Here is a 19,041-nt window from a genome sequence, read left to right on the forward strand (position 1 = left end):
CGCGACACGGATCGACGGCGACCATTGCCGCGCGAAATCGGTATCGCCGATCGCGGCTTCGGCCGACCATACGCGATCGCGAACGACCGCAGCGACGGAATCCGACACGAGCCCCGCCGTCGTCCATGCCGGGACGGGCGAGTTCCGCCTATCGAGTCCGGTTGTCGTCGAATGCGGCTCGGCAAACGCGATATGTCCTGCGAACGACGCATGACGAGCGACCTCGCCGTCCGGCATGGACGACACGCTGTCGGGCGACGCGCGAAGCGCGAGTTCGGAAATGGCAAACGAGAACGGCGACGCGAACGGCGCGACGACATCGGCAGCGCCAGCCGCCGCGCGGGTCGACATTTCGACCGGCAGCACGTGCATGCGTGCGTATGCAACCTGATCCGCGTAGAAGGGCGCGCGTATCAAGCCGCCGCTCGACACGTCGCCGCGCTCGCGGCTCGCTGCATGCGCCGCGCCAGGCTCGTCGTGGGTAGACGCATCGGCGAGCGCGACATGGCGGGCAAGCGCGTCCGCCACCTGATCGGCATAGAACGGAGACGCGTCCGGCCCGGACGACCGCATAGCGGCCATGGCCGGCAACGGCGGCACGCCCGGCGCCGCGACGCGGACCAGACGCGCGCCGTCGATTCCCGGCGCGCGCGGAGACGCAGCAGTACCAGTACCGTCCGTATAGCTCAGTAAAGGACCGCCGCGATACGGGCGGAACGGATCGAAGCGCTCGTCCGGCAGCGGACCGCTCGGCAGCGGCGGACAATCGGCCAGCGCGCCTGCGGCCGACGAACCGTCGAGCAACCGGTCGTCGAGCAAAAGGGCGACAGAGGAAGGCCGCGGCAGTGAAAGCGACGGCGCACGACGCGCAGGCCGCACCGCGCGTGGCGGGCGCCCGCTCGTCGCATCGAACGGCGGCCCTACAACCGGCTCGGCCCGTTCTGCAGCATGATGTGCATCGCGTGCGTCGGCCGCCGGCCGCAACGATGACGCGGGCGCCGGCGAGGCAAGCGGCGCCGACGTCGGCGTGCGAGCCGTTCCGGCTTCTCCGGGCGTGCACGAGCCGAGATACGGCGCAGTCGCCATCAACGCGGCAGTCACGAGGCCCGAGCCGCCGGCGCTTAGCTTCGCCCGTTCGTTTGCTGCGGCTGCCCGCCGTCGTTCTGTATCGCCCGTTCCGTTCGTCATCGTCGTATCGGCCGCGCGCTCGCCGGATGTTGCGCGCGCCGCCGGCCCATTCAAGTAGCCGAGAATCTAGCGACGCGTGTCGGCATCGGCAATCGGACGGGTATTTCGGCGCAATGCCAAAACGCTAATACATGTCCGATTTATCCACGCAGGTCGGTACCAACCCAGTTGAACCGTCGAGCGAAGCGATCACGCCGACCCGCGCGGCACGGAACCGCGGACGCCCGTCGATGCGTACGGCGACACGACGCAGGACTCCCGGCAAAGCAGAAACAGACATGACGGCGAAACCCGCCACGCGGCGGTGCACCCGACGCTAGCGCCCCGCCCAGCGCCGCACGACGCGCACCGCCCGGCATCTCCCCATGCGCGCCGCCGCGCACCCGCTCGCACGTATCCACGGGCGCGAGCGCTCCCTGCATCGCGCCGATTTTCCGCTATACTCTGCCGACTGCCGCCCGTGGGCGGCATGTCGGAAGCGCGCCGATTTGCTGACTCGATTGCGGGCGCGCGAACCGGCCAGGGCGTCGATCTGTCGTCGTCCCGGCGGTTCACTACAAATGCGGCTAAAGAGGTCGTCAGCCGCGCATCTTCGACTCCGCGCATCGCCGACACCATTTAGCCGCCCAGTCATAAGGCGGAACGAATGGAATCGATCGGCATCGTCGCTCCACAGACCATGCACTTCGCCGAACCGCTGCGCTTGCAAAGCGGCAGCGTGATCGGCAACTATCAGCTCGTCGTCGAGACGTACGGCGAGCTCAATGCCGCGCGCTCGAACGCGGTGCTCGTCTGCCACGCGCTCAACGCGTCGCATCACGTCGCCGGCGTCTACGCGGACGATCCGCGCAGCACCGGGTGGTGGGACAACATGGTCGGGCCGGGCAAGCCGCTCGACACCAACCGCTTCTTCGTGATCGGCGTGAACAACCTCGGCTCGTGCTTCGGCTCGACCGGCCCGATGAGCATCGATCCGTCGACCGGCAAGCCGTATGGCGCGCGCTTTCCGGTCGTCACCGTCGAGGACTGGGTGCATGCGCAGGCGCGCGTCGCCGATGCGTTCGGCATCGAGCGCTTCGCGGCGGTGATGGGCGGCAGCCTCGGCGGGATGCAGGCGCTCGCATGGAGCCTGATGTATCCGGAGCGCGTCGCGCACTGCATCGACATCGCGTCGACGCCGAAGCTGTCCGCGCAGAACATCGCGTTCAACGAGGTCGCGCGCTCGGCGATCCTGTCCGATCCGGATTTCCACGGCGGCGACTACTACGCGCACGGCGTGAAGCCGCGGCGCGGGCTGCGCGTCGCGCGAATGATCGGCCACATCACGTACCTGTCCGACGACGACATGGCCGAGAAATTCGGCCGCGCGCTGCGCCGCGCGGACGGCGCGCTCGACGCGTACAACTTCAGCTTCGACGTCGAGTTCGAGGTCGAGTCGTATCTGCGCTATCAGGGCGACAAGTTCGCCGACTACTTCGATGCGAACACGTACCTGCTGATCACGCGCGCGCTCGACTACTTCGATCCGGCGAAGGCGTTCGACGGCAACCTGACGGCCGCGCTCGCGCACACGCAGGCGAAGTACCTGATCGCGAGCTTCACGACCGACTGGCGCTTCGCGCCCGCGCGGTCGCGCGAAATCGTGAAGGCGCTGCTCGACAACAAGCGGACGGTCAGCTATGCGGAGATCGACGCGCCGCACGGCCACGACGCGTTCCTGCTCGACGACGCGCGCTATCACAACCTGATCCGCGCGTATTACGAACGAATCGCCAACGAGGTGGGTGCATGAACCAGCAAGCGCTGAACTCCCTGTCCGCGCGCGCGGACTTCCGCGCGATCGCGCGCTGGGTCGAGCCGCGCTCGACGGTGCTCGACCTCGGCTGCGGCGACGGCTCGCTGCTGTCGCTGCTGATGGAGGAGCTGGACGTCACCGGCTACGGGATCGAGCTGAACGACGCGGGCGTGCTCGCGAGCGCGAAGAACGGGATCAACGTGATCCAGCAGAACCTCGAGGACGGACTGCGCCTGTTCGAGGATCACAGCTTCGACTTCGCGATCCTGTCGCAGACGCTGCAGACGATCCACCAGACAGCCGCGATCCTGCGCGAAACGGCGCGCGTCGGCCGCGAGTGCATCGTGTCGTTCCCGAACTTCGGCTACTGGGCGCACCGGCTGTCGGTGCTGCGCGGCCGGATGCCGGTGTCGAAGTCGCTGCCTTACCAGTGGCACAACACGCCGAACGTGCGCGTGCTGACGATCAAGGACTTCGAGGCGCTCGCGCCGGAAGTCGGCGTGACGATCCTCGACCGCGTCGTGCTGCACGAAGGCCAGCCGATTCGATGGGGAGCGAACTGGCGTGGTAGTCTTGCTGTCTACCGCGTCAAGCGCAGCTGAGCCGGGAAGCCGTCGACCGGTGCCCGGCCGGGCAGGTACGGGGTGCGCCGCCGCGCCGCACCCGCCCCGCGCTGCCGCCGCAACCACGTCAACGCTACCCAGTTCCAGTCCATGTCGAAAACGCCGCGCGAGGCGCCTGCACTCACCGCCCACGACGATCATCCCGGCTGGCGCGCCTATCTGAACACGCACATGCTGATCTGCGTGTTCCTGGGCTTCACGTCCGGTCTGCCCCTGTTCACGCTCGTCTATCTCGTGCAGGCATGGCTGCGCTCCGAAGGCGTGAACCTGAAGGAAATCGGCCTGTTCGCGCTGATCCAGTTCCCGTATACGTGGAAGTTCCTGTGGGCGCCGCTGATGGACCGCTACGTGCCGCGCCTGCCCGGCTGGCGGCCGGGCCGCCGGCGCGGCTGGATGCTGCTCACGCAGCTGCTGGTCGCCGGCGCGATCGCCGCGCTCGGCTTCGTGTCGCCGCGCGATTCGATCTGGACGGTCGCCGCGCTGACGACGCTCGTCGCGTTCTTCGGCGCGAGCTCCGACATCGTGATCGACGCATACCGCCGCGAACTGCTGCGCGACACCGAGCAGGGGCTCGGCAACGCGGTGCACGTGAACGCGTACAAGATCGCCGCGCTGATCCCCGGTTCGCTGTCGCTGATCCTGTCCGATCACCTGCCGTGGGACGTCGTGTTCGCGGTCACCGGCGCGTTCATGCTGCCGGGCATCGCGATGACGCTGCTCGTGCGCGAACCGGACGTGGCCGGCACGCCGCCGCGCACGCTGCGCGACGCGATCGTGCTGCCGTTTCGCGAATTCATCCAGCGCGACGGCTGGGCGGGCGCACTGCTCGTCATCGCTTTCATCTTCCTGTTCAAGATCGGCGACACGATGGCGACCACGCTGTCGACGTCGTTCTTCCTCGACATCGGCTTCACGCGCACCGAGATCGGCATCGTCGCGAAGACCACCGCGCTCGTCGCGAGCGTGGCCGGCGGCATCATCGGCGGCGTGTGGCTTGTGAAGATCGGGATCGGCCGCGGGCTGTGGATCTTCGGGGCGCTGCAGATGGTGTCGACGCTCGGCTTCGCATGGCTCGCGCAGCTGGGCCCCGGCTCGCCGGTGCTCGCGATGCTGTACGACTTCACGGTCGCGGCGAGCCATGCGATCGCGTCGATGCTGTCGGTGTTCGGCGTGGCCGTCGCGCCGCAGTTCAGCCCGATGACGGTCGCGCTCGCGATCGTGTACGGCGTCGAGACGTTCACGACCGGCCTCACGATGGCCGCCTTCGTCGCGTATATCGCGAGCACGACCGATCCGCGCTACACGGCGACGCAGTTCGCGCTGTTCACGAGCCTCGCATCGGTGCCGCGCACGCTCGCGTCGGCCGCGAGCGGCTTCATCGTCGCGAAGATCGGCTGGTTCGACTACTTCCTGGTGTGCACGGCGCTTGCGATTCCCGGCATGCTGCTGCTGTTCAAGATCGCGCCGTGGAACGGCGTCGCGCGCAATGGCGAGGCCAGCCGTGCGCAGTGATCGGCTGCATCGCATCGCGCACGCGGCTGCCGCGCTGAGCATCGGCGTCGCGGCGTGCGGCGCGGGATTCGCGTACGCGGCCGATACCGGCACGCCGCCGGCAGGCGCCGCGCCGGCGGCGGCGCCGTCCGCGGCGGCGGCACCGGTCGCGCCGTCGGCCGCCGAAGCCGCGCAGCCGACCGGCGGCGCCGCATCGACGAAAGGCTATACGCCGGGATCGCAGCAGGTCCGCTACGGCAACGCCATCGCGTTCCGCACGCTGATCCCGTCGCCGCTGCTCGAACAGCTCACCGCGAACGAATACGCGCAGATCGTGCAGACGGCCGCCGACGGCAATCGTCTGCTGCCGGCGAGCCAGCCGCGCGTGAAGCGCCTGCGCGCGATCGTCGCGAAGCTCGCGCCGTATTCGGTGAAGTGGAACGACCGCGTGAAGAGCTGGGCATGGGACGTCAATGCGATCCGCTCGCGCGACATCCGCATCACGTGCCTGCCGGGCGGGAAGATCCTCGTATACGGCGGCATGCTCGAGCGCGTGCGTCTGAACGACGACGAGCTCGGCGTGCTGCTCGCGCACGGCATCGCGCATGCGCTGCGCGAACACGCGCGCAGCAATTTCAGCACGACGTCGCAGACGTCGCTGCGCGCCGCGACGCTGCCGCCGCTGTTCGGCGTCGGCGATCCGCTGCCGCAGGCGCTGAACATCGGCGAGCGGCTGCAGACGCTCCACTACGACCCGACCGACGAAACCGAAGCCGACGTGATCGGCGGCGACATCGCCGCACGCGCGGGCTTCGACCCGCGCGCGGCGATCACGCTGTGGGACAAGCTCGCGGCCGCGACGCGCGCGAACAAGGCGACGGGCTTCATCTACACGCATCCGTACAGCGCCGCGCGCCGCCGCGATCTGCTGAACCGGCTGCCGGACCTGATGCCACTGTACGCGAAAGCGATCGGCAAGCGCATCGATACGCTGCCCGACTACGCGGGGATCAGCGCGCAGCGGCGCAAGGTCGTGCGGCGCTGAGCGGCGCGGCACGGCTGCCAGCCGCATCGGGGCGGTGCGCGGCACGCAGGACCGGCGCACTATGCGCGGACGTCCGACTCGATCTGCCGGCTGCCGCTGCCGTTTCCGCTGTCGCGCATCGAGCGCACTTCGTCGCCCGGGCTGCGGCCGAACAGCCGCTTGAACTCGCGGCTGAACTGCGACGCGCTCGCATAGCCGACGCGCGCGGCGGCCGCGCCGGCGCCGACGCCGTCCTGCACCATCATCAGCCGCGCCTGATGCAGGCGTGCGGCCTTCACGTACTGCATCGGCGACGTTGCGGTCACATGCTTGAACTGCGCGTGGAACACCGCGAGACTCATCCCCGCCTCGCGCGCGAGCGTCTCGACGTCGAGGTCCGCCGCGAGATCCGCATGGATGCGCCGCAGCGCCTTCGCGACGCGGCCGAAGTGATGCTGCTGGACGAGCGCCGCGCGAATCGCGTCGCCCTGCGCGCCGGTCAGCACGCGATACGCGATCTCGCGCATGATCGCCGGGCCGAGCACGCGCGTGTCGTGCGGCGATGCGAGCGCTTCGAGCAGCCGCAGCACCGCGTCGGCGAGCGGCGCGTCGAGCGGCGTCGAATACACGCCGTGCGGCTCGCTCGCGGCTGCGCCGAGCGTCTCGTCGAGCAGGATCGCGAGCTCGGCGATCACCGCGAGATCGACACGGATCGAGATCGCGAGAAACGGCTCGTCGGCGCTCGCGAACGTCTCGCACTCGAACGGCAGCGGCACCGACAGCACCAGGTACTGCTGCGCGTCGTAGACGAACGAGCGGTCGCCGAGATAGCCGAGCTTGCGGCCCTGGCACACGACGATGATGCTCGGCTCGTACAGCACGGGCATGCGCGGCGCGGGCCGGCTCACGCGAATGAAGCGCACGCCGTCGAGCACGGCGCACGTGTCGCCTTCGTTCGGCGCGAGGCGCGTGTGCAGCTCGATCATGCGGCGGCGCACGCGGTCGTCCGAGTCGTCGAAAAGGGGCTGGAAGCTCATCGGCGTCATCCTGTCCGGCAAGAGAATCTGGCTCGCAATTTAGCACCGTGAAAGCGTTTTGACGGTCGCGCGCGCGCAATTCGAGAGGAATAGGCAAATCTTCCAGACCTTCATGTATTTCACCGGCGCGCGTCGCTCCTTACGATGGGGGCCTGTCTCGCCGCATCGCCACGACGCGGCGGCAGTCTGTTTTGCCGGACGTTTTTTCCCGGACAAGGAGCCCACTGCATGAGCACAACCTATGCCTACGCGGCGGCCGACGCACGCTCGCCGCTCGCCCCGTTCGAATTCCAGCGCCGCGCGCTGCGCGACCTCGACGTTCAGATCGAGGTGCTCTACTGCGGCGTCTGCCACTCCGATCTGCACCAGGCCCGCAACGAATGGCGCAACACGATCTATCCGGTCGTGCCGGGCCACGAGATCGTCGGCCGCGTGACCGCGACCGGCCCGCAGGTATCGCGCTTCAAGGTCGGCGAGCTGGTCGGCGTCGGCTGTCTCGTCGATTCGTGCCGCACCTGCGCGAGCTGCGCGGAAGGCCTCGAACAGTATTGCGAGAACGGCTTCGTCGGCACCTACAACGGGCAGGACCGCGTGACGGGCGAAGTCACGTACGGCGGCTATTCGACGCAGATCGTCGTCGACGAAGCGTTCGTACTGCGCGTGCCCGACACGCTCGATCCGGCCGGCGCCGCGCCGCTGCTGTGCGCGGGCATCACGACCTACTCGCCGCTGCGTCAGTGGAACGTCGGGCCCGGCAAGAAGGTCGGCATCGTCGGCCTCGGCGGCCTCGGTCACATGGGCGTGAAGCTCGCGCGCGCGATGGGCGCGCACGTCGTGCTGTTCACGACGTCGCCGTCGAAGATCGAGGACGGCAAGCGGCTCGGCGCACACGAAGTCGTGATCTCGAAGGACGAAGCGCAGATGAACGCGCACCTGAACAGCTTCGACTTCATCCTGAACACCGTCGCCGCGCAGCACGACCTGAATCCGTTCCTGAACCTGCTGAAGCGGGACGGCACGATGACGCTCGTCGGCGCGCCCGAGCACGACCATCCGTCGCCGCAGGTGTTCAACCTGATCTTCAAGCGGCGCCGCCTCGCCGGCTCGCTGATCGGCGGGATCGCCGAGACGCAGGAAATGCTCGACTTCTGCGCGGAGCACGGCATCACGTCGGACATCGAGACGATTCCGATGCAGCAGATCAACGCCGCTTACGAGCGGATGCTGAAGAGCGACGTCAAGTATCGCTTCGTGATCGACATGGCGTCGCTGAAGCAGTGACCGATCGCGCGCGGCACGCATGAGCGCCGCGTTGCAAACGAAACGGGCCGCATGCTGCACATGCGGCCCGTTCTGCATTCGCCTGCGCGCCGCGCGCCGGCCTGGCACGACGCGGCGCGCGGTGCGTCACGTGCTGTAGTCGTAGTCCACGGTCAGCGGCGCGTGATCGCTGAACTTGATGTCCTTGAAGATCGACGTGCTTTTGGCGGTCGCGGCCACGCCCGGCGTCGCGATCTGGTAATCGATCCGCCACCCGACGTTCTTCGCGTACGCCTGGCCGCGGTTGCTCCACCACGTGTACTGCTCGGGCCGCGGGTCGAGCGTGCGGAACACGTCGACGTAGCCGACGTCGTCGAACAGCTTCGTGAGCCACGCGCGCTCCTCGGGCAGGCAGCCCGAGTTCTTCTGGTTGCTCTTCCAGTTCTTGATGTCGATTTCCTTGTGCACGATGTTCACGTCGCCGCACAGGATCACTTCGCGCTTTTTCTTCAGCTCGGCCAGATGCGGCATGAATTCGTCCATGAACCGGTACTTCGCCTGCTGGCGCTCGTCGCCGCTCGAGCCGGACGGCACGTACACCGACACGATCGACAGCTTGCCGTAGCGCGCCTCGACGTAGCGCCCTTCCGGATCGAACTCGCTGCTGCCGAAGCCGATGATCACGTCGTCCGGCTCGCGGCGACTGTACAGGCCCGCGCCGCTGTAACCCTTCTTCGCGGCATGGTGGAAATAGCTGCGCAAGCCGTGCGGCTCGACGAATTCGGCCGGCAGATCGTCGGCCGACACCTTGATTTCCTGTACGCACACGCAATCGGCGTTCTGCTGGCCGAGCCAGTCGAAGAAGCCCTTCTTCGCGGCGGAGCGGATGCCGTTCAGGTTGGCGGTAATCACTCGCATCATGTCGGTTTTCCGTGGTTCGTTCGATGTTGGTCGGGGCCGCAGCTTAGCGGATCTTCACGCCTTCGAGTTCGGGCTTCGGCGGCGGATATTCGAGCTTCATGTCGGTCATCGTGCGCAGCAGCAGCTCGGCGATCATCACGTTGCGGTGCGTCTTCGAGTCGGCCGGGATCACGTACCACGGCGCGTGCTCGGCCGACGTCGCCGCGAGCGCGTCGCGGTACGCCGACTGATAGGCGTCCCAGTGCTTGCGCGCATCGAGGTCCGCGATGTCGAACTTCCAGTGCTTGGTCGGATCGTCGACGCGCGCCTGCAGCCGCGCGCGCTGCTCGTCCTTCGAGATGTGCAGGAAACATTTGACGATCGTCGTGCCGTTCTCGGCGAGCATCGTCTCGAAATCGCGGATCTGCCGGTAGCGGCGCTCGCACTCCTTGTCGCCGAGCGTGCCGAGCACGCGCGGCACGAGCACGTCTTCGTAATGGCTGCGGTTGAAGATCGCGAGCTCGCCGGCGGCCGGCACCTGCGCGTGCACGCGCCACAGGAAGTCGTGTGCGGCCTCGATCGGCGTCGGCGCCTTGAACGACACGATGCGCACGCCGAGCGGATCGACGTCGCGGAACACCGCGCGCACGGTGCCGTCCTTGCCGCTCGTGTCCATCCCCTGCAGCACGAGCAGCACGCGCTTCTTCTGCTGCGTGTGCAGCCGCTCCTGCTGCACGTCGAGCTCGGCCGACACGGCCGACAGCCGTTCGCGGTCGGCTTCCTTCGAGCCGGACGAGAACGGCTTCGCGGCCGGATCGAACGCATCGAGCGTGAATGCGGCGGCTTCCTTCCCGTGCGTGCCGTACGGCACGCGGAAATCGTCGAGCGACGGTCGTTTCGGCATTGCGTTCCTCCGTTGGGCGATGCTGCGCGCTCGCGCACGCAGCAAACGCAACGGGCCGCCGCGAACTGGTTCGGCGGCGGCCCGTCGTCAAGCGCGGTTCAGACGCGCGGTCATGTTCAGCCGAGCTTCTTCTTCAGCAGTTCGTTGACCTGCTGCGGGTTGGCCTTGCCCTTGGTCGCCTTCATCGCCTGGCCGATCAGCGCGTTGAACGCCTTCTCCTTGCCCGCGCGGAACTCCTCGACCGACTTCGCGTTCGCGGCGAGCACCTCGTCGATGATCGCTTCGAGCGCGCCGGTGTCGGAGATCTGCTTCAGGCCCTTCGCGTCGATGATGCGATCGGCCGCGCCTTCGTCGGCGGCCTTTTCTTCCCACATCGTCGCGAAGATCTCCTTCGCGATCTTGTTCGAGATCGTGCCGTCGGCGATGCGCTGCAGCAGCAGCGCGAGCTGCGCGGCCGACACCGGAATCGCGTCGATGTCGATGCCGTCGCGGTTCAGCTGCGACGACACGTCGCCCATCAGCCAGTTCGCGGCGATCTTCGCGTTCGCGGCGCCGGCCTTCGCGACGACGGCCTCGAAATACGCGGCCATCGCCTTGCTCGACGTCAGCACGCCGGCGTCGTACGCGGACACGCCGTACTGCTCGACGAAGCGCTGCTGCATCGCGGCCGGCAGCTCGGGCATCCCCGCCTGCACGCGCTCGACCCAGTCGCGGCCGATCACGAGCGGCATCAGATCCGGATCGGGGAAGTAGCGGTAGTCGTGCGCGTCTTCCTTGCTGCGCATCGAGCGCGTCTCGCGCTTGTCCGGATCGTACAGGCGCGTTTCCTGCACGACTTCGCCGCCGTCCTCGATCAGCTCGATCTGGCGGCGCACTTCGTAGTTGATCGCTTCCTCGAGGAACCGGAACGAGTTCAGGTTCTTGATCTCGGCGCGCGTGCCGAATTCCTTCTGGCCGACCGGACGCACCGACACGTTCGCGTCGCAGCGGAACGAGCCTTCCTGCATGTTGCCGTCGCAGATGCCGAGCCACACGACGAGCGCATGCAGCGCCTTCGCGTACGCGACCGCTTCGGCCGCGCTGCGCATTTCCGGCTCGGTGACGATCTCGAGCAGCGGCGTGCCCGCGCGGTTCAGGTCGATCCCGGTCATTCCGGCGAAGTCTTCATGCAGCGACTTGCCCGCATCCTCCTCGAGGTGCGCGCGGGTCAGGTTGACCGTCTTCTCGTACGCCGGCTTGCCGGCCTTTTCGTTGGCCGGCACCTGGATCGTGATCGCGCCGCCCTGCACGACCGGAATCTCGTACTGGCTGATCTGATAGCCCTTCGGCAGATCGGGATAGAAATAATTCTTGCGCGCGAAGATGCTGCGCGGCGCGATCGTCGCGCCGATCGCGAGACCGAAGCGGATCGCGCGCTCGACCGCGCCGCGGTTCAGCACCGGCAGCACGCCCGGCAGCGCGAGGTCGACCGCGCACGCCTGCGTGTTCGGCTGCGCGCCGAACTGCGTCGATGCGCCGGAAAAAATCTTCGAGACGGTCGACAGCTGCGCGTGCGTCTCGAGACCGATCACAACTTCCCATTGAGTAGACATGTGCTTACACCCCTGCCGGAACTTGCTTGTGCCAGTCGGTCGCGCGCTGGAACGCGTCGGCGACCTGCAGCATCCGGGCTTCGTCGAAATAGTTGCCGATGATCTGCAGACCGACCGGACGCTGCGCGTTCGCGCCGGCGCCGAAGCCGCACGGCACGCTCATCCCGGGCAGGCCGGCGAGGCTCACCGACAGCGTGTAGATGTCCGCGAGATACATCTGCACCGGATCGTCGCCCTTCGCGCCGAGGTCCCACGCGACCGTCGGCGACGCCGGCCCCATGATCACGTCGCAGGACTTGAACGCTTCCTGGAAATCCTGCGCGATGATCCGGCGGATCTTCTGCGCCTGCAGGTAGTACGCGTCGTAGTAGCCGTGCGACAGCACGTACGTGCCGACGAGGATCCGGCGCTTCACCTCGGGCCCGAAGCCCTCGGCGCGCGACTTCTTGTACATGTCGAGCAGGTCGCCGTACTGCGCGGCGCGGTGGCCGAAGCGCACGCCGTCGAACCGCGACAGGTTCGACGACGCCTCGGCCGGCGCGATCACGTAGTACACGGGAATCGACAATTCCGTTTTCGGCAGCGACACCGGCACGAGCGTCGCGCCGAGCGCCTCGTATTGCTTGAGCGCCGCGTCGATCGCCGCGCGCACGTCGTCGGCGAGGCCATCGCCGAAATACTCGTTCGGCAGGCCGATGCGCAGCCCGGCGAGCGGTTTCGCCGCATCGTTGCCCGGCGCCCACGGCTGGCCGAGGTGGCGCGTGAAGTCTTCGTCGTCGCGCTCGAGGCTCGTCGAGTCGCGCTCGTCGAAGCCGGCCATCGCGTTCAGCAGCAGCGCGCAGTCGGATGCGCTCTGCGCCATCGGGCCGCCCTGATCGAGCGACGACGCGAACGCGATCATCCCGTAGCGCGACACGCGGCCGTACGTCGGCTTGATGCCGGTCACGCCGGCGAACGACGCGGGCTGGCGGATCGAGCCGCCGGTATCGGTGCCGGTCGCGGCCGGCGCGAGCCGCGCGGCGACGGCGGCCGAGCTGCCGCCCGAGCTGCCGCCCGGCACCGCGCGCGTGTCCCACGGGTTCTTCACCGCGCCGAATGCGGAGTTCTCGTTCGACGAGCCCATCGCGAACTCGTCCATGTTGGTCTTGCCGAGCGTGACCATGCCGGCCGCCTGCAGGCGGGCGACGACGGTCGCGTCGAACGGGCTCTCGTAGTTCGCGAGCATCTTCGAGCCGGCGGTCGAGCGCCAGCCGCGCGTGACGAACACGTCCTTGTGCGCGATCGGCAGGCCCGTCAGCGGGCCGCCCGCGCCGCGCGCGAGCTCGGCATCGGCGGCCTTCGCCTGCGCGAGGGTGAGATCGGGCTCGACGTGGACGAACGCGTTCAGGTCGCGTGCGGCGTCGATCCGCTTCAGGTAGTGCTGCGCGAGCTCGACGGCCGAGCATTCCTTGGCGGCGAGCGCGGCGCGCAGTTCGGTCAGGCTTTTAGCGTGCATTGAGTGTTTTCCTGGGAATTCTGGATCGCGCGCGGCGGCAGGCGGCCGCGCGCCGGTCGTCGAGCGCTTACTCGATCACCTTCGGCACGAGATAGAGGCCGTCCTGGACGGCCGGCGCCGGACGCTGGTTGTCGTCGCGATTCACGACTTCGGTCACGGCGTCGTCGCGCAGACGCTGCGCGACTTCCTGGATCTGTTCGATCGGGTGGGCGAGCGGCGCGATGCCGGCAGTGTCGACCGCCTGCATCTGCTCGACGAGGCCGAAGAATTCGTTGAGCTGGCCGAGCGTGTGCTCGGCGTCGGCGTCGGCCATTTCGAGTCGCGCGAGGTGTGCGATGCGTTTCACATCGGTCAGGGTCAGGGCCATGCGATCACCGGAAAAAACAAGGCTGCGCAGTGCGGGAAAAACGGCGCTGCGGCGGGGGTTGGAGGGCGCGATCGCGCCCTCAAAAATCGGGGCCGAAGCGGCAAAAATACCGCCCGTTTCGATTCAAATACCGAGAAATTATAAGGTATCATTACGCGTTCGACCCAAACCCGGCAGCCTTTTCCCGCATCGTTTCGCCGCTTTTCGGCAAGCCGTGCGTGCTTCGTGCGATTCCCGGTAGACATCACTCGCAGCTTCGTGCGCCGCGGCGGCCGCAACCGCCCCGATCCGAGGCTGTTATTTTTTCCGCTGCCGCCCTGACGCGCTGCTCGCAGGCAGGGCCGGCCCAGAGCGAAACAGGATTCTGAATGTTCGGTTTTTTGCGCAGCTACTTCTCCAACGATCTGGCGATCGACCTCGGCACCGCAAACACCCTGATCTACATGCGCGGCAAGGGCATCGTGCTCGATGAGCCGTCCGTCGTGTCGATTCGCCAGGAAGGCGGCCCCAACGGCAAGAAGACGATCCAGGCGGTCGGCAAGGAAGCCAAGCAGATGCTCGGCAAGGTGCCCGGCAACATCGAGGCGATCCGCCCGATGAAGGACGGCGTGATCGCCGACTTCACCGTCACCGAGCAGATGATCAAGCAGTTCATCAAGACGGCCCACGAGTCGCGCATGTTCTCGCCGTCGCCGCGCATCATCATCTGCGTGCCGTGCGGCTCGACGCAGGTCGAGCGCCGCGCGATCAAGGAAGCGGCGCACGGCGCCGGCGCATCGCAGGTCTACCTGATCGAGGAGCCGATGGCGGCCGCGATCGGCGCCGGCCTGCCGGTATCGGAAGCCACCGGCTCGATGGTCGTCGACATCGGCGGCGGCACGACCGAAGTCGGCGTGATCTCGCTCGGCGGCATCGTGTACAAAGGCTCGGTGCGCGTCGGCGGCGACAAGTTCGACGAGGCGATCGTCAACTACATCCGCCGCAACTACGGGATGCTGATCGGCGAACAGACGGCCGAAGCGATCAAGAAGGAAATCGGCTCCGCGTTCCCGGGCTCCGAAGTCAAGGAAATGGAAGTGAAGGGCCGCAACCTGTCCGAAGGCATTCCGCGCAGCTTCACGATCTCCAGCAACGAAATCCTCGAAGCGCTGACCGATCCGCTGAACCAGATCGTGTCGTCGGTGAAGATCGCGCTCGAGCAGACGCCGCCGGAACTCGGCGCCGACATCGCCGAGCGCGGGATGATGCTGACCGGCGGCGGCGCGCTGCTGCGCGACCTCGACCGCCTGCTCGCGGAAGAAACCGGCCTGCCGGTGCTCGTCGCCGAAGACCCGCTCACCTGCGTGGTGCGCGGCTCGGGCATGGCACTCGAGCGCATGGACAAGCTGGGCAGCATCTTCTCGTACGAGTGATCGTCTAGGCAGTTCCTTGACATGACGCACGTGCGGCGCGGCCGGATCGCTCGTTCAGAACGAACCGCCGCGCCGTTCGCGCGTCTGAGCATCATTTAACCGATCACCACGCGCCCGGCGCCGACCATGGAATACAGTCCGCCGCCCCTCTTCAAGCAAGGTCCGCCCGCGCTCGCGCGGCTCATCTTCTTCGTCGCCCTCGCGATCGCGCTCCTCGTGTCGGACGCGCGCTTCAGCACGCTCGAAATCGTCCGCGGCGTGCTCGGCACCGTGCTGTATCCGCTGCAGCGCGCGGCGCTCGTGCCGCGCGACCTGTTCATGGGCGCGGCCGACATCGCCGTGACCAGCGCATCGCTGCGGCACGAGAACGACGCGCTGCGCAAGCGCAATCTGCAGCTGTCGACGCAGGCGAACCAGGCGGCCGTGCTCGCGCAGGAAAACGCGCATCTGCGCGCGGTGCTCGAACTGCGCCAGCACATCGCGACGCAGTCGACGCCGGTCGAGATCCAGTACGACACGACCGATCCGTTCACGCAGAAGATCGTGATCGGGCAAGGCTCGCAGCAGGGTATCCAGAACGGCGCGCCGGTCGTCAGCGAGGACGGCGTCGTCGGGCAGGTCACGCGCGTGTTCCCGCTGCAGGCGGAAGTCACGCTGATCACCGACCGCGATCTCGCGATTCCGGTGCAGGTGCTGCGCACCGGCCTGCGCAGCGTGATCTACGGCACGCCGAAGGGCGATTCGCTCGACTTGCGCTTCGTGCCGACGAGCGCCGATCTCGTCGTCGGCGACGAACTCGTGACGAGCGGCCTCGACGGCATCTATCCGCCGGGGCTGCCGGTCGCGAAAGTCGTACGCGTCGACAAGCTTGCCGACACGGCGTTCGCGCGCGTGATCTGCGCGCCGATCGCCGCCGTGCGCGGCGCGCGGCAGATGCTCGTGCTGCATTACCAGAACGACATCCCGCCGCGGCCGGCCGAAGCCGATCCTGCCGCGGAGAAGAACGCGAAGGGCAAGAAAGGCGCGAAGGGCGCCGCCAAGGGCGACAAGGCGGACAAGGCCGACGCCAACGCGAAGCCGGGCGTCGCCGCGCAGCCCGGCACGCAGCCGGCGTCGGCCGCGGCTGCCGCAGCCGCCGCGCCGGGCAAGCCCGCGGCCGCATCGGACAAGCCCGTCGCCGCACCGGCCAAGCCCGCAGCCGCACAACCGGGAGCGCAGCGATGAACCGTCCGCAATACATCCTGCAGCCGGTCAATCCGTACTTCATCGTCTTCAGCCTCGCCGCCGCGTTCCTGCTGAACCTGATGCCGTGGGGCCATCTGGCCGGCGTGCCCGATTTCGTCGCGCTCGTGCTGCTGTTCTGGAACATCCACCAGCCGCGCAAGGTCGGGATGGGCGTCGCGTTCGCGCTCGGCATCCTGATGGACGTGCACGACGCAGGGCTGCTCGGCGAGCACGCGCTCGCGTATACGCTGCTGTCGTACGGCGCGATCACGATCCATCGCCGCGTACTGTGGATGCCGATCGGCGTACAGGTGCTGTACGTGACGCCGCTGCTCGTCGGCGCGCAGCTCGTGCCGTTCGTGATCCGCCTGATGATGGGCGCCGCGTTCTCCGGCTGGCAGTATCTGGTCGACGGTTTCGTCGAAGCCGCGCTGTGGCCGGTCGCGAGCCATCTGCTGCTGATGCCGCAACGCCGCCCGGTCGACCCGGACGATACGCGGCCCATCTGAGCCGACCGACCTTGAACACCCGCTGCCCGTCTCCGCACCTCGTCGCGGCATCTCGCCCGCGCGCAGGCAGCCCGACCGTAACCGCATGACCGAATTCAACGACACCCAACAGCAGCTCTCGAAGTTCCGCCTGCGCGTCGCGGCGGCGGGCGTGTTCGTGTTCGTCTGCTTCGGGCTGCTCGCGAGCCGCTTCTTCTATCTGCAGCTGATGCAGCACGGCAAGTACGCGCTGCAGGCCGAGGAAAACCGCATCTCGGTCGCGCCGATCGTGCCGAACCGCGGGATCATCACCGACCGCAACGGCGTGATCCTCGCGAAGAACTATTCGGCGTACACGCTCGAGATCACGCCGTCGAAGCTCGACGACACGCTCGACAACACGATCGACAAGCTGTCCGAGATCATCCCGATCGATGCGCGCGACCGCCGCCGCTTCAAGAAGCTGCAGGAAGACTCGAAGAACTTCGAGAGCCTGCCGATCCGCACGCGGCTCACCGACGCGGAAGTCGCGCGCTTCACCGCGCAGCGCTTCCGCTTCCCCGGCGTCGAGGTGCGCGCGCGGCTGTTCCGGCAATATCCGCTCGGCACGACGGCTGCGCACGTGATCGGCTACATCGGCCGGATCTCGAAGCGCGACCAGGACCGCATCGACGCGATGAGCGACGAAAACGACAGCGATCCGGAACACTACGATCCGCGCCGCGACGCGAACAACTACAAGGGCACCGACTACATCGGCAAGATCGGCGTCGAGCAGAGCTACGAAACCGAGCTGCACGGGCTCACCGGCTTCGAGGAAGTCGAGGTGACGGCCGGCGGCCGTCCGGTGCGCACGCTGTCGCGCACGCAGGCGACGCCCGGCGACAACCTCGTGCTGTCGCTCGACATCGGGCTGCAGCAGGTGGCCGAGCAGGCGTTCGCGGGCAAGCGCGGCGCGCTCGTCGCGATCGAGCCGAAGACGGGCGACGTGCTCGCGTTCGTGTCGTCGCCGAGCTTCGATCCGAACTCGTTCGTCGACGGCATCGACCAGCAGACCTGGGACGAGCTGAACAACTCGCCCGACAAGCCGCTGCTGAACCGCCCGCTGCACGGCACCTACCCGCCCGGCTCGACGTACAAGCCGTTCATGGCGCTCGCGGGCCTGACGCTCGGCAAGCGCACACCCGGCTGGGGCTTCCAGGATCCCGGCTACTTCACGTTCGGCGGCCACACGTTCCGCAACGACGTGCGCTCCGGCCAGGGCTGGGTCGACATGAACAAGGCGATCATGGTGTCGAACGACACGTACTTCTACATGCTCGCGCGCGATCTCGGCGTGAACGCGATCGCGAACTTCATGAAGCCGTTCGGCTTCGGCCAGATCACCGGAATCGACATCCAGGGCGAGGCGCGCGGCATCCTGCCGTCGACCGAGTGGAAGAAGAAGGCGTTCAAGAAGCCCGCGCAGCAGAAATGGTACGACGGCGAGACGATCAGCCTCGGGATCGGCCAGGGCTACAACTCGTTCACGATTCTGCAGCTCGCGCATGCGACCGCGACGCTCGCGAACAACGGGATCGTGATGAAGCCTCACCTCGTGAAGGAGATCGAGGATCCGATCACGCGCGCACGCCATCTGACCGTGCCGAAGGAAAGCGCGGTGATTCCGCTGAAGCAGGCCGACATCGACGTCGTGAAGCGCGGAATGGAGAACGTGATCGAAAACCCGTCCGGCACCGCGTACAAGGTGTTCCGCGGCGCGCAATACCTCGCGGCGGGCAAGACGGGTACCGCGCAGGTGTTCTCGCTGCAGGGCGGCAACTACAAGGGCCACCTGCTCGCCGAGCACCTGCGCGACCACGCGCTGTTCATCGCGTATGCGCCGGTCGATCATCCGCAGATCGCGCTCGCGCTGATCGTCGAGAACGGCGGCTGGGGTGCGCAGGCGGCCGGCCCGATCGCGCGCCGCGTGCTCGACTTCTACCTCGTCGAACGCCAGAACCCGCAGAACGAGGCTGCTGCCGTGGCCGCCGCCGCGTCGGCGACCGAGCCGGTAAGCGCACCGGTGATCGGCGATGCGAACAGGCCCGTCACCGTCGCGGCGGGCTTCAACGCATTGCCGCAGCCGGTCGTGCCGAGCGCGGCCAGCGCGGCAGATGCAGCGTCGGCGTCAGCGGCGTCCGCGCCCGACGCATCGGCTGCCGCCGGCGCCAGCGCCGCGCGGCCGACCGATGCCGAAGC

At 67.7% G+C, this 19,041-nt stretch carries 15 protein-coding genes; 9 read left to right on the plus strand and 6 right to left on the minus strand.

Annotation, left to right across the window (positions count from 1 at the left end; translation table 11 throughout):
- Window positions 1-1,834: 1,834 nt before the first annotated feature.
- The 4 genes from metX (at window position 1,835) to BUB20358_RS15430 (ending at window position 6,142) form a co-directional block, all read left to right on the plus strand.
- Window positions 1,835-2,980, plus strand: a complete 1,146-nt coding sequence (metX, locus tag BUB20358_RS15415; protein WP_006763090.1) for a homoserine O-succinyltransferase MetX — start codon at window positions 1,835-1,837, stop codon at window positions 2,978-2,980.
- Window positions 2,977-3,585 carry a methionine biosynthesis protein MetW gene (gene metW, locus BUB20358_RS15420; protein WP_006763089.1) on the plus strand — a complete coding sequence of 203 codons (609 nt, stop codon included), beginning with the start codon at window positions 2,977-2,979 and terminating at the stop codon, window positions 3,583-3,585. The genes metX and metW overlap by 4 nt, the downstream gene beginning before the upstream one ends.
- 111 nt (window positions 3,586-3,696) lie before the next feature.
- Window positions 3,697-5,118, plus strand: coding sequence for an AmpG family muropeptide MFS transporter (locus tag BUB20358_RS15425; RefSeq protein WP_035971535.1), 1,422 nt, complete (start codon window positions 3,697-3,699; stop codon window positions 5,116-5,118).
- Window positions 5,108-6,142, plus strand: coding sequence for a M48 family metallopeptidase (locus BUB20358_RS15430; RefSeq protein ID WP_035973233.1), 1,035 nt, complete (start codon window positions 5,108-5,110; stop codon window positions 6,140-6,142). Before BUB20358_RS15425 ends, BUB20358_RS15430 begins: the two co-directional genes overlap by 11 nt.
- 59 nt (window positions 6,143-6,201) lie before the next feature.
- Here BUB20358_RS15430 and BUB20358_RS15435 read toward each other — a convergent pair whose 3' ends face one another.
- Window positions 6,202-7,158: an AraC family transcriptional regulator gene (locus BUB20358_RS15435; protein ID WP_006763087.1), complete on the minus strand. Its 957-nt coding sequence runs from the start codon at window positions 7,156-7,158 to the stop codon at window positions 6,202-6,204.
- Between the two features lie 228 nt (window positions 7,159-7,386).
- Here BUB20358_RS15435 and BUB20358_RS15440 point away from each other — a divergent pair, with 228 nt between their 5' ends.
- Window positions 7,387-8,439, plus strand: a complete 1,053-nt coding sequence (locus tag BUB20358_RS15440; protein WP_035971533.1) for an NAD(P)-dependent alcohol dehydrogenase — start codon at window positions 7,387-7,389, stop codon at window positions 8,437-8,439.
- 126 nt (window positions 8,440-8,565) lie between these two features.
- On the opposite strand, the gene BUB20358_RS15445 is transcribed toward BUB20358_RS15440, so the two are convergent.
- The 5 genes from BUB20358_RS15445 to gatC form a co-directional block, all read right to left on the minus strand.
- Window positions 8,566-9,339: an exodeoxyribonuclease III gene (locus BUB20358_RS15445; RefSeq protein ID WP_006763085.1), complete on the minus strand. Its 774-nt coding sequence runs from the start codon at window positions 9,337-9,339 to the stop codon at window positions 8,566-8,568.
- A 43-nt stretch (window positions 9,340-9,382) separates the two neighbouring features.
- Window positions 9,383-10,222 (minus strand): polyphosphate kinase 2 family protein, encoded by an 840-nt coding sequence (locus BUB20358_RS15450; protein ID WP_006763084.1) that lies wholly within the window; start codon window positions 10,220-10,222, stop codon window positions 9,383-9,385.
- A gap of 116 nt (window positions 10,223-10,338) precedes the next feature.
- The gene (gene gatB, locus BUB20358_RS15455) at window positions 10,339-11,814 is read right to left on the minus strand and encodes an Asp-tRNA(Asn)/Glu-tRNA(Gln) amidotransferase subunit GatB (RefSeq protein WP_006763083.1); all 1,476 of its coding nucleotides are present in this window, start codon (window positions 11,812-11,814) and stop codon (window positions 10,339-10,341) included.
- Between the two features lie 4 nt (window positions 11,815-11,818).
- Window positions 11,819-13,309 (minus strand): Asp-tRNA(Asn)/Glu-tRNA(Gln) amidotransferase subunit GatA, encoded by a 1,491-nt coding sequence (gene gatA, locus BUB20358_RS15460; protein WP_006763082.1) that lies wholly within the window; start codon window positions 13,307-13,309, stop codon window positions 11,819-11,821.
- Window positions 13,310-13,376: 67 nt separating this feature from the next.
- The gene (gene gatC / locus BUB20358_RS15465) at window positions 13,377-13,676 is read right to left on the minus strand and encodes an Asp-tRNA(Asn)/Glu-tRNA(Gln) amidotransferase subunit GatC (RefSeq protein ID WP_006407213.1); all 300 of its coding nucleotides are present in this window, start codon (window positions 13,674-13,676) and stop codon (window positions 13,377-13,379) included.
- A 368-nt stretch (window positions 13,677-14,044) separates the two neighbouring features.
- On the opposite strand from gatC, the gene BUB20358_RS15470 reads away from it, so the two are divergent.
- The 4 genes from BUB20358_RS15470 to mrdA form a co-directional block, all read left to right on the plus strand.
- A complete protein-coding gene (locus BUB20358_RS15470) occupies window positions 14,045-15,088 on the plus strand; it encodes a rod shape-determining protein (protein WP_004189550.1) in 1,044 nt (347 codons plus the stop codon).
- Window positions 15,089-15,214: 126 nt separating this feature from the next.
- Window positions 15,215-16,312: a rod shape-determining protein MreC gene (mreC, locus tag BUB20358_RS15475; RefSeq protein ID WP_035971531.1), complete on the plus strand. Its 1,098-nt coding sequence runs from the start codon at window positions 15,215-15,217 to the stop codon at window positions 16,310-16,312.
- Window positions 16,309-16,821 carry a rod shape-determining protein MreD gene (gene mreD, locus BUB20358_RS15480; protein ID WP_006763080.1) on the plus strand — a complete coding sequence of 171 codons (513 nt, stop codon included), beginning with the start codon at window positions 16,309-16,311 and terminating at the stop codon, window positions 16,819-16,821. Before mreC ends, mreD begins: the two co-directional genes overlap by 4 nt.
- A gap of 85 nt (window positions 16,822-16,906) precedes the next feature.
- The coding region (gene mrdA / locus BUB20358_RS15485; RefSeq protein ID WP_174905084.1) for a penicillin-binding protein 2 at window positions 16,907-19,041 on the plus strand (2,135 nt) is incomplete at its 3' end.

The sequence above is a fragment of the Burkholderia dolosa genome (assembly GCF_902499135.1).
Taxonomy (GTDB): Bacteria; Pseudomonadota; Gammaproteobacteria; order Burkholderiales; family Burkholderiaceae; genus Burkholderia; species Burkholderia dolosa.

Bases quoted from the DNA above. Each gene is read 5' to 3' on its own strand.
- metX (WP_006763090.1), top strand. From the start codon at position 1,835: ATGGAATCGATCGGCATCGTCGCTCCACAGACCATGCACTTCGCCGAA.
- metW (WP_006763089.1), top strand. From the start codon at position 2,977: ATGAACCAGCAAGCGCTGAACTCCCTGTCCGCGCGCGCGGACTTCCGC.
- BUB20358_RS15425 (WP_035971535.1), top strand. From the start codon at position 3,697: ATGTCGAAAACGCCGCGCGAGGCGCCTGCACTCACCGCCCACGACGAT.
- BUB20358_RS15435 (WP_006763087.1), bottom strand. From the start codon at position 7,158: ATGAGCTTCCAGCCCCTTTTCGACGACTCGGACGACCGCGTGCGCCGC.
- BUB20358_RS15440 (WP_035971533.1), top strand. From the start codon at position 7,387: ATGAGCACAACCTATGCCTACGCGGCGGCCGACGCACGCTCGCCGCTC.
- BUB20358_RS15445 (WP_006763085.1), bottom strand. From the start codon at position 9,339: ATGATGCGAGTGATTACCGCCAACCTGAACGGCATCCGCTCCGCCGCG.
- BUB20358_RS15450 (WP_006763084.1), bottom strand. From the start codon at position 10,222: ATGCCGAAACGACCGTCGCTCGACGATTTCCGCGTGCCGTACGGCACG.
- gatB (WP_006763083.1), bottom strand. From the start codon at position 11,814: ATGTCTACTCAATGGGAAGTTGTGATCGGTCTCGAGACGCACGCGCAG.
- gatA (WP_006763082.1), bottom strand. From the start codon at position 13,309: ATGCACGCTAAAAGCCTGACCGAACTGCGCGCCGCGCTCGCCGCCAAG.
- gatC (WP_006407213.1), bottom strand. From the start codon at position 13,676: ATGGCCCTGACCCTGACCGATGTGAAACGCATCGCACACCTCGCGCGA.
- BUB20358_RS15470 (WP_004189550.1), top strand. From the start codon at position 14,045: ATGTTCGGTTTTTTGCGCAGCTACTTCTCCAACGATCTGGCGATCGAC.
- mreC (WP_035971531.1), top strand. From the start codon at position 15,215: ATGGAATACAGTCCGCCGCCCCTCTTCAAGCAAGGTCCGCCCGCGCTC.
- mreD (WP_006763080.1), top strand. From the start codon at position 16,309: ATGAACCGTCCGCAATACATCCTGCAGCCGGTCAATCCGTACTTCATC.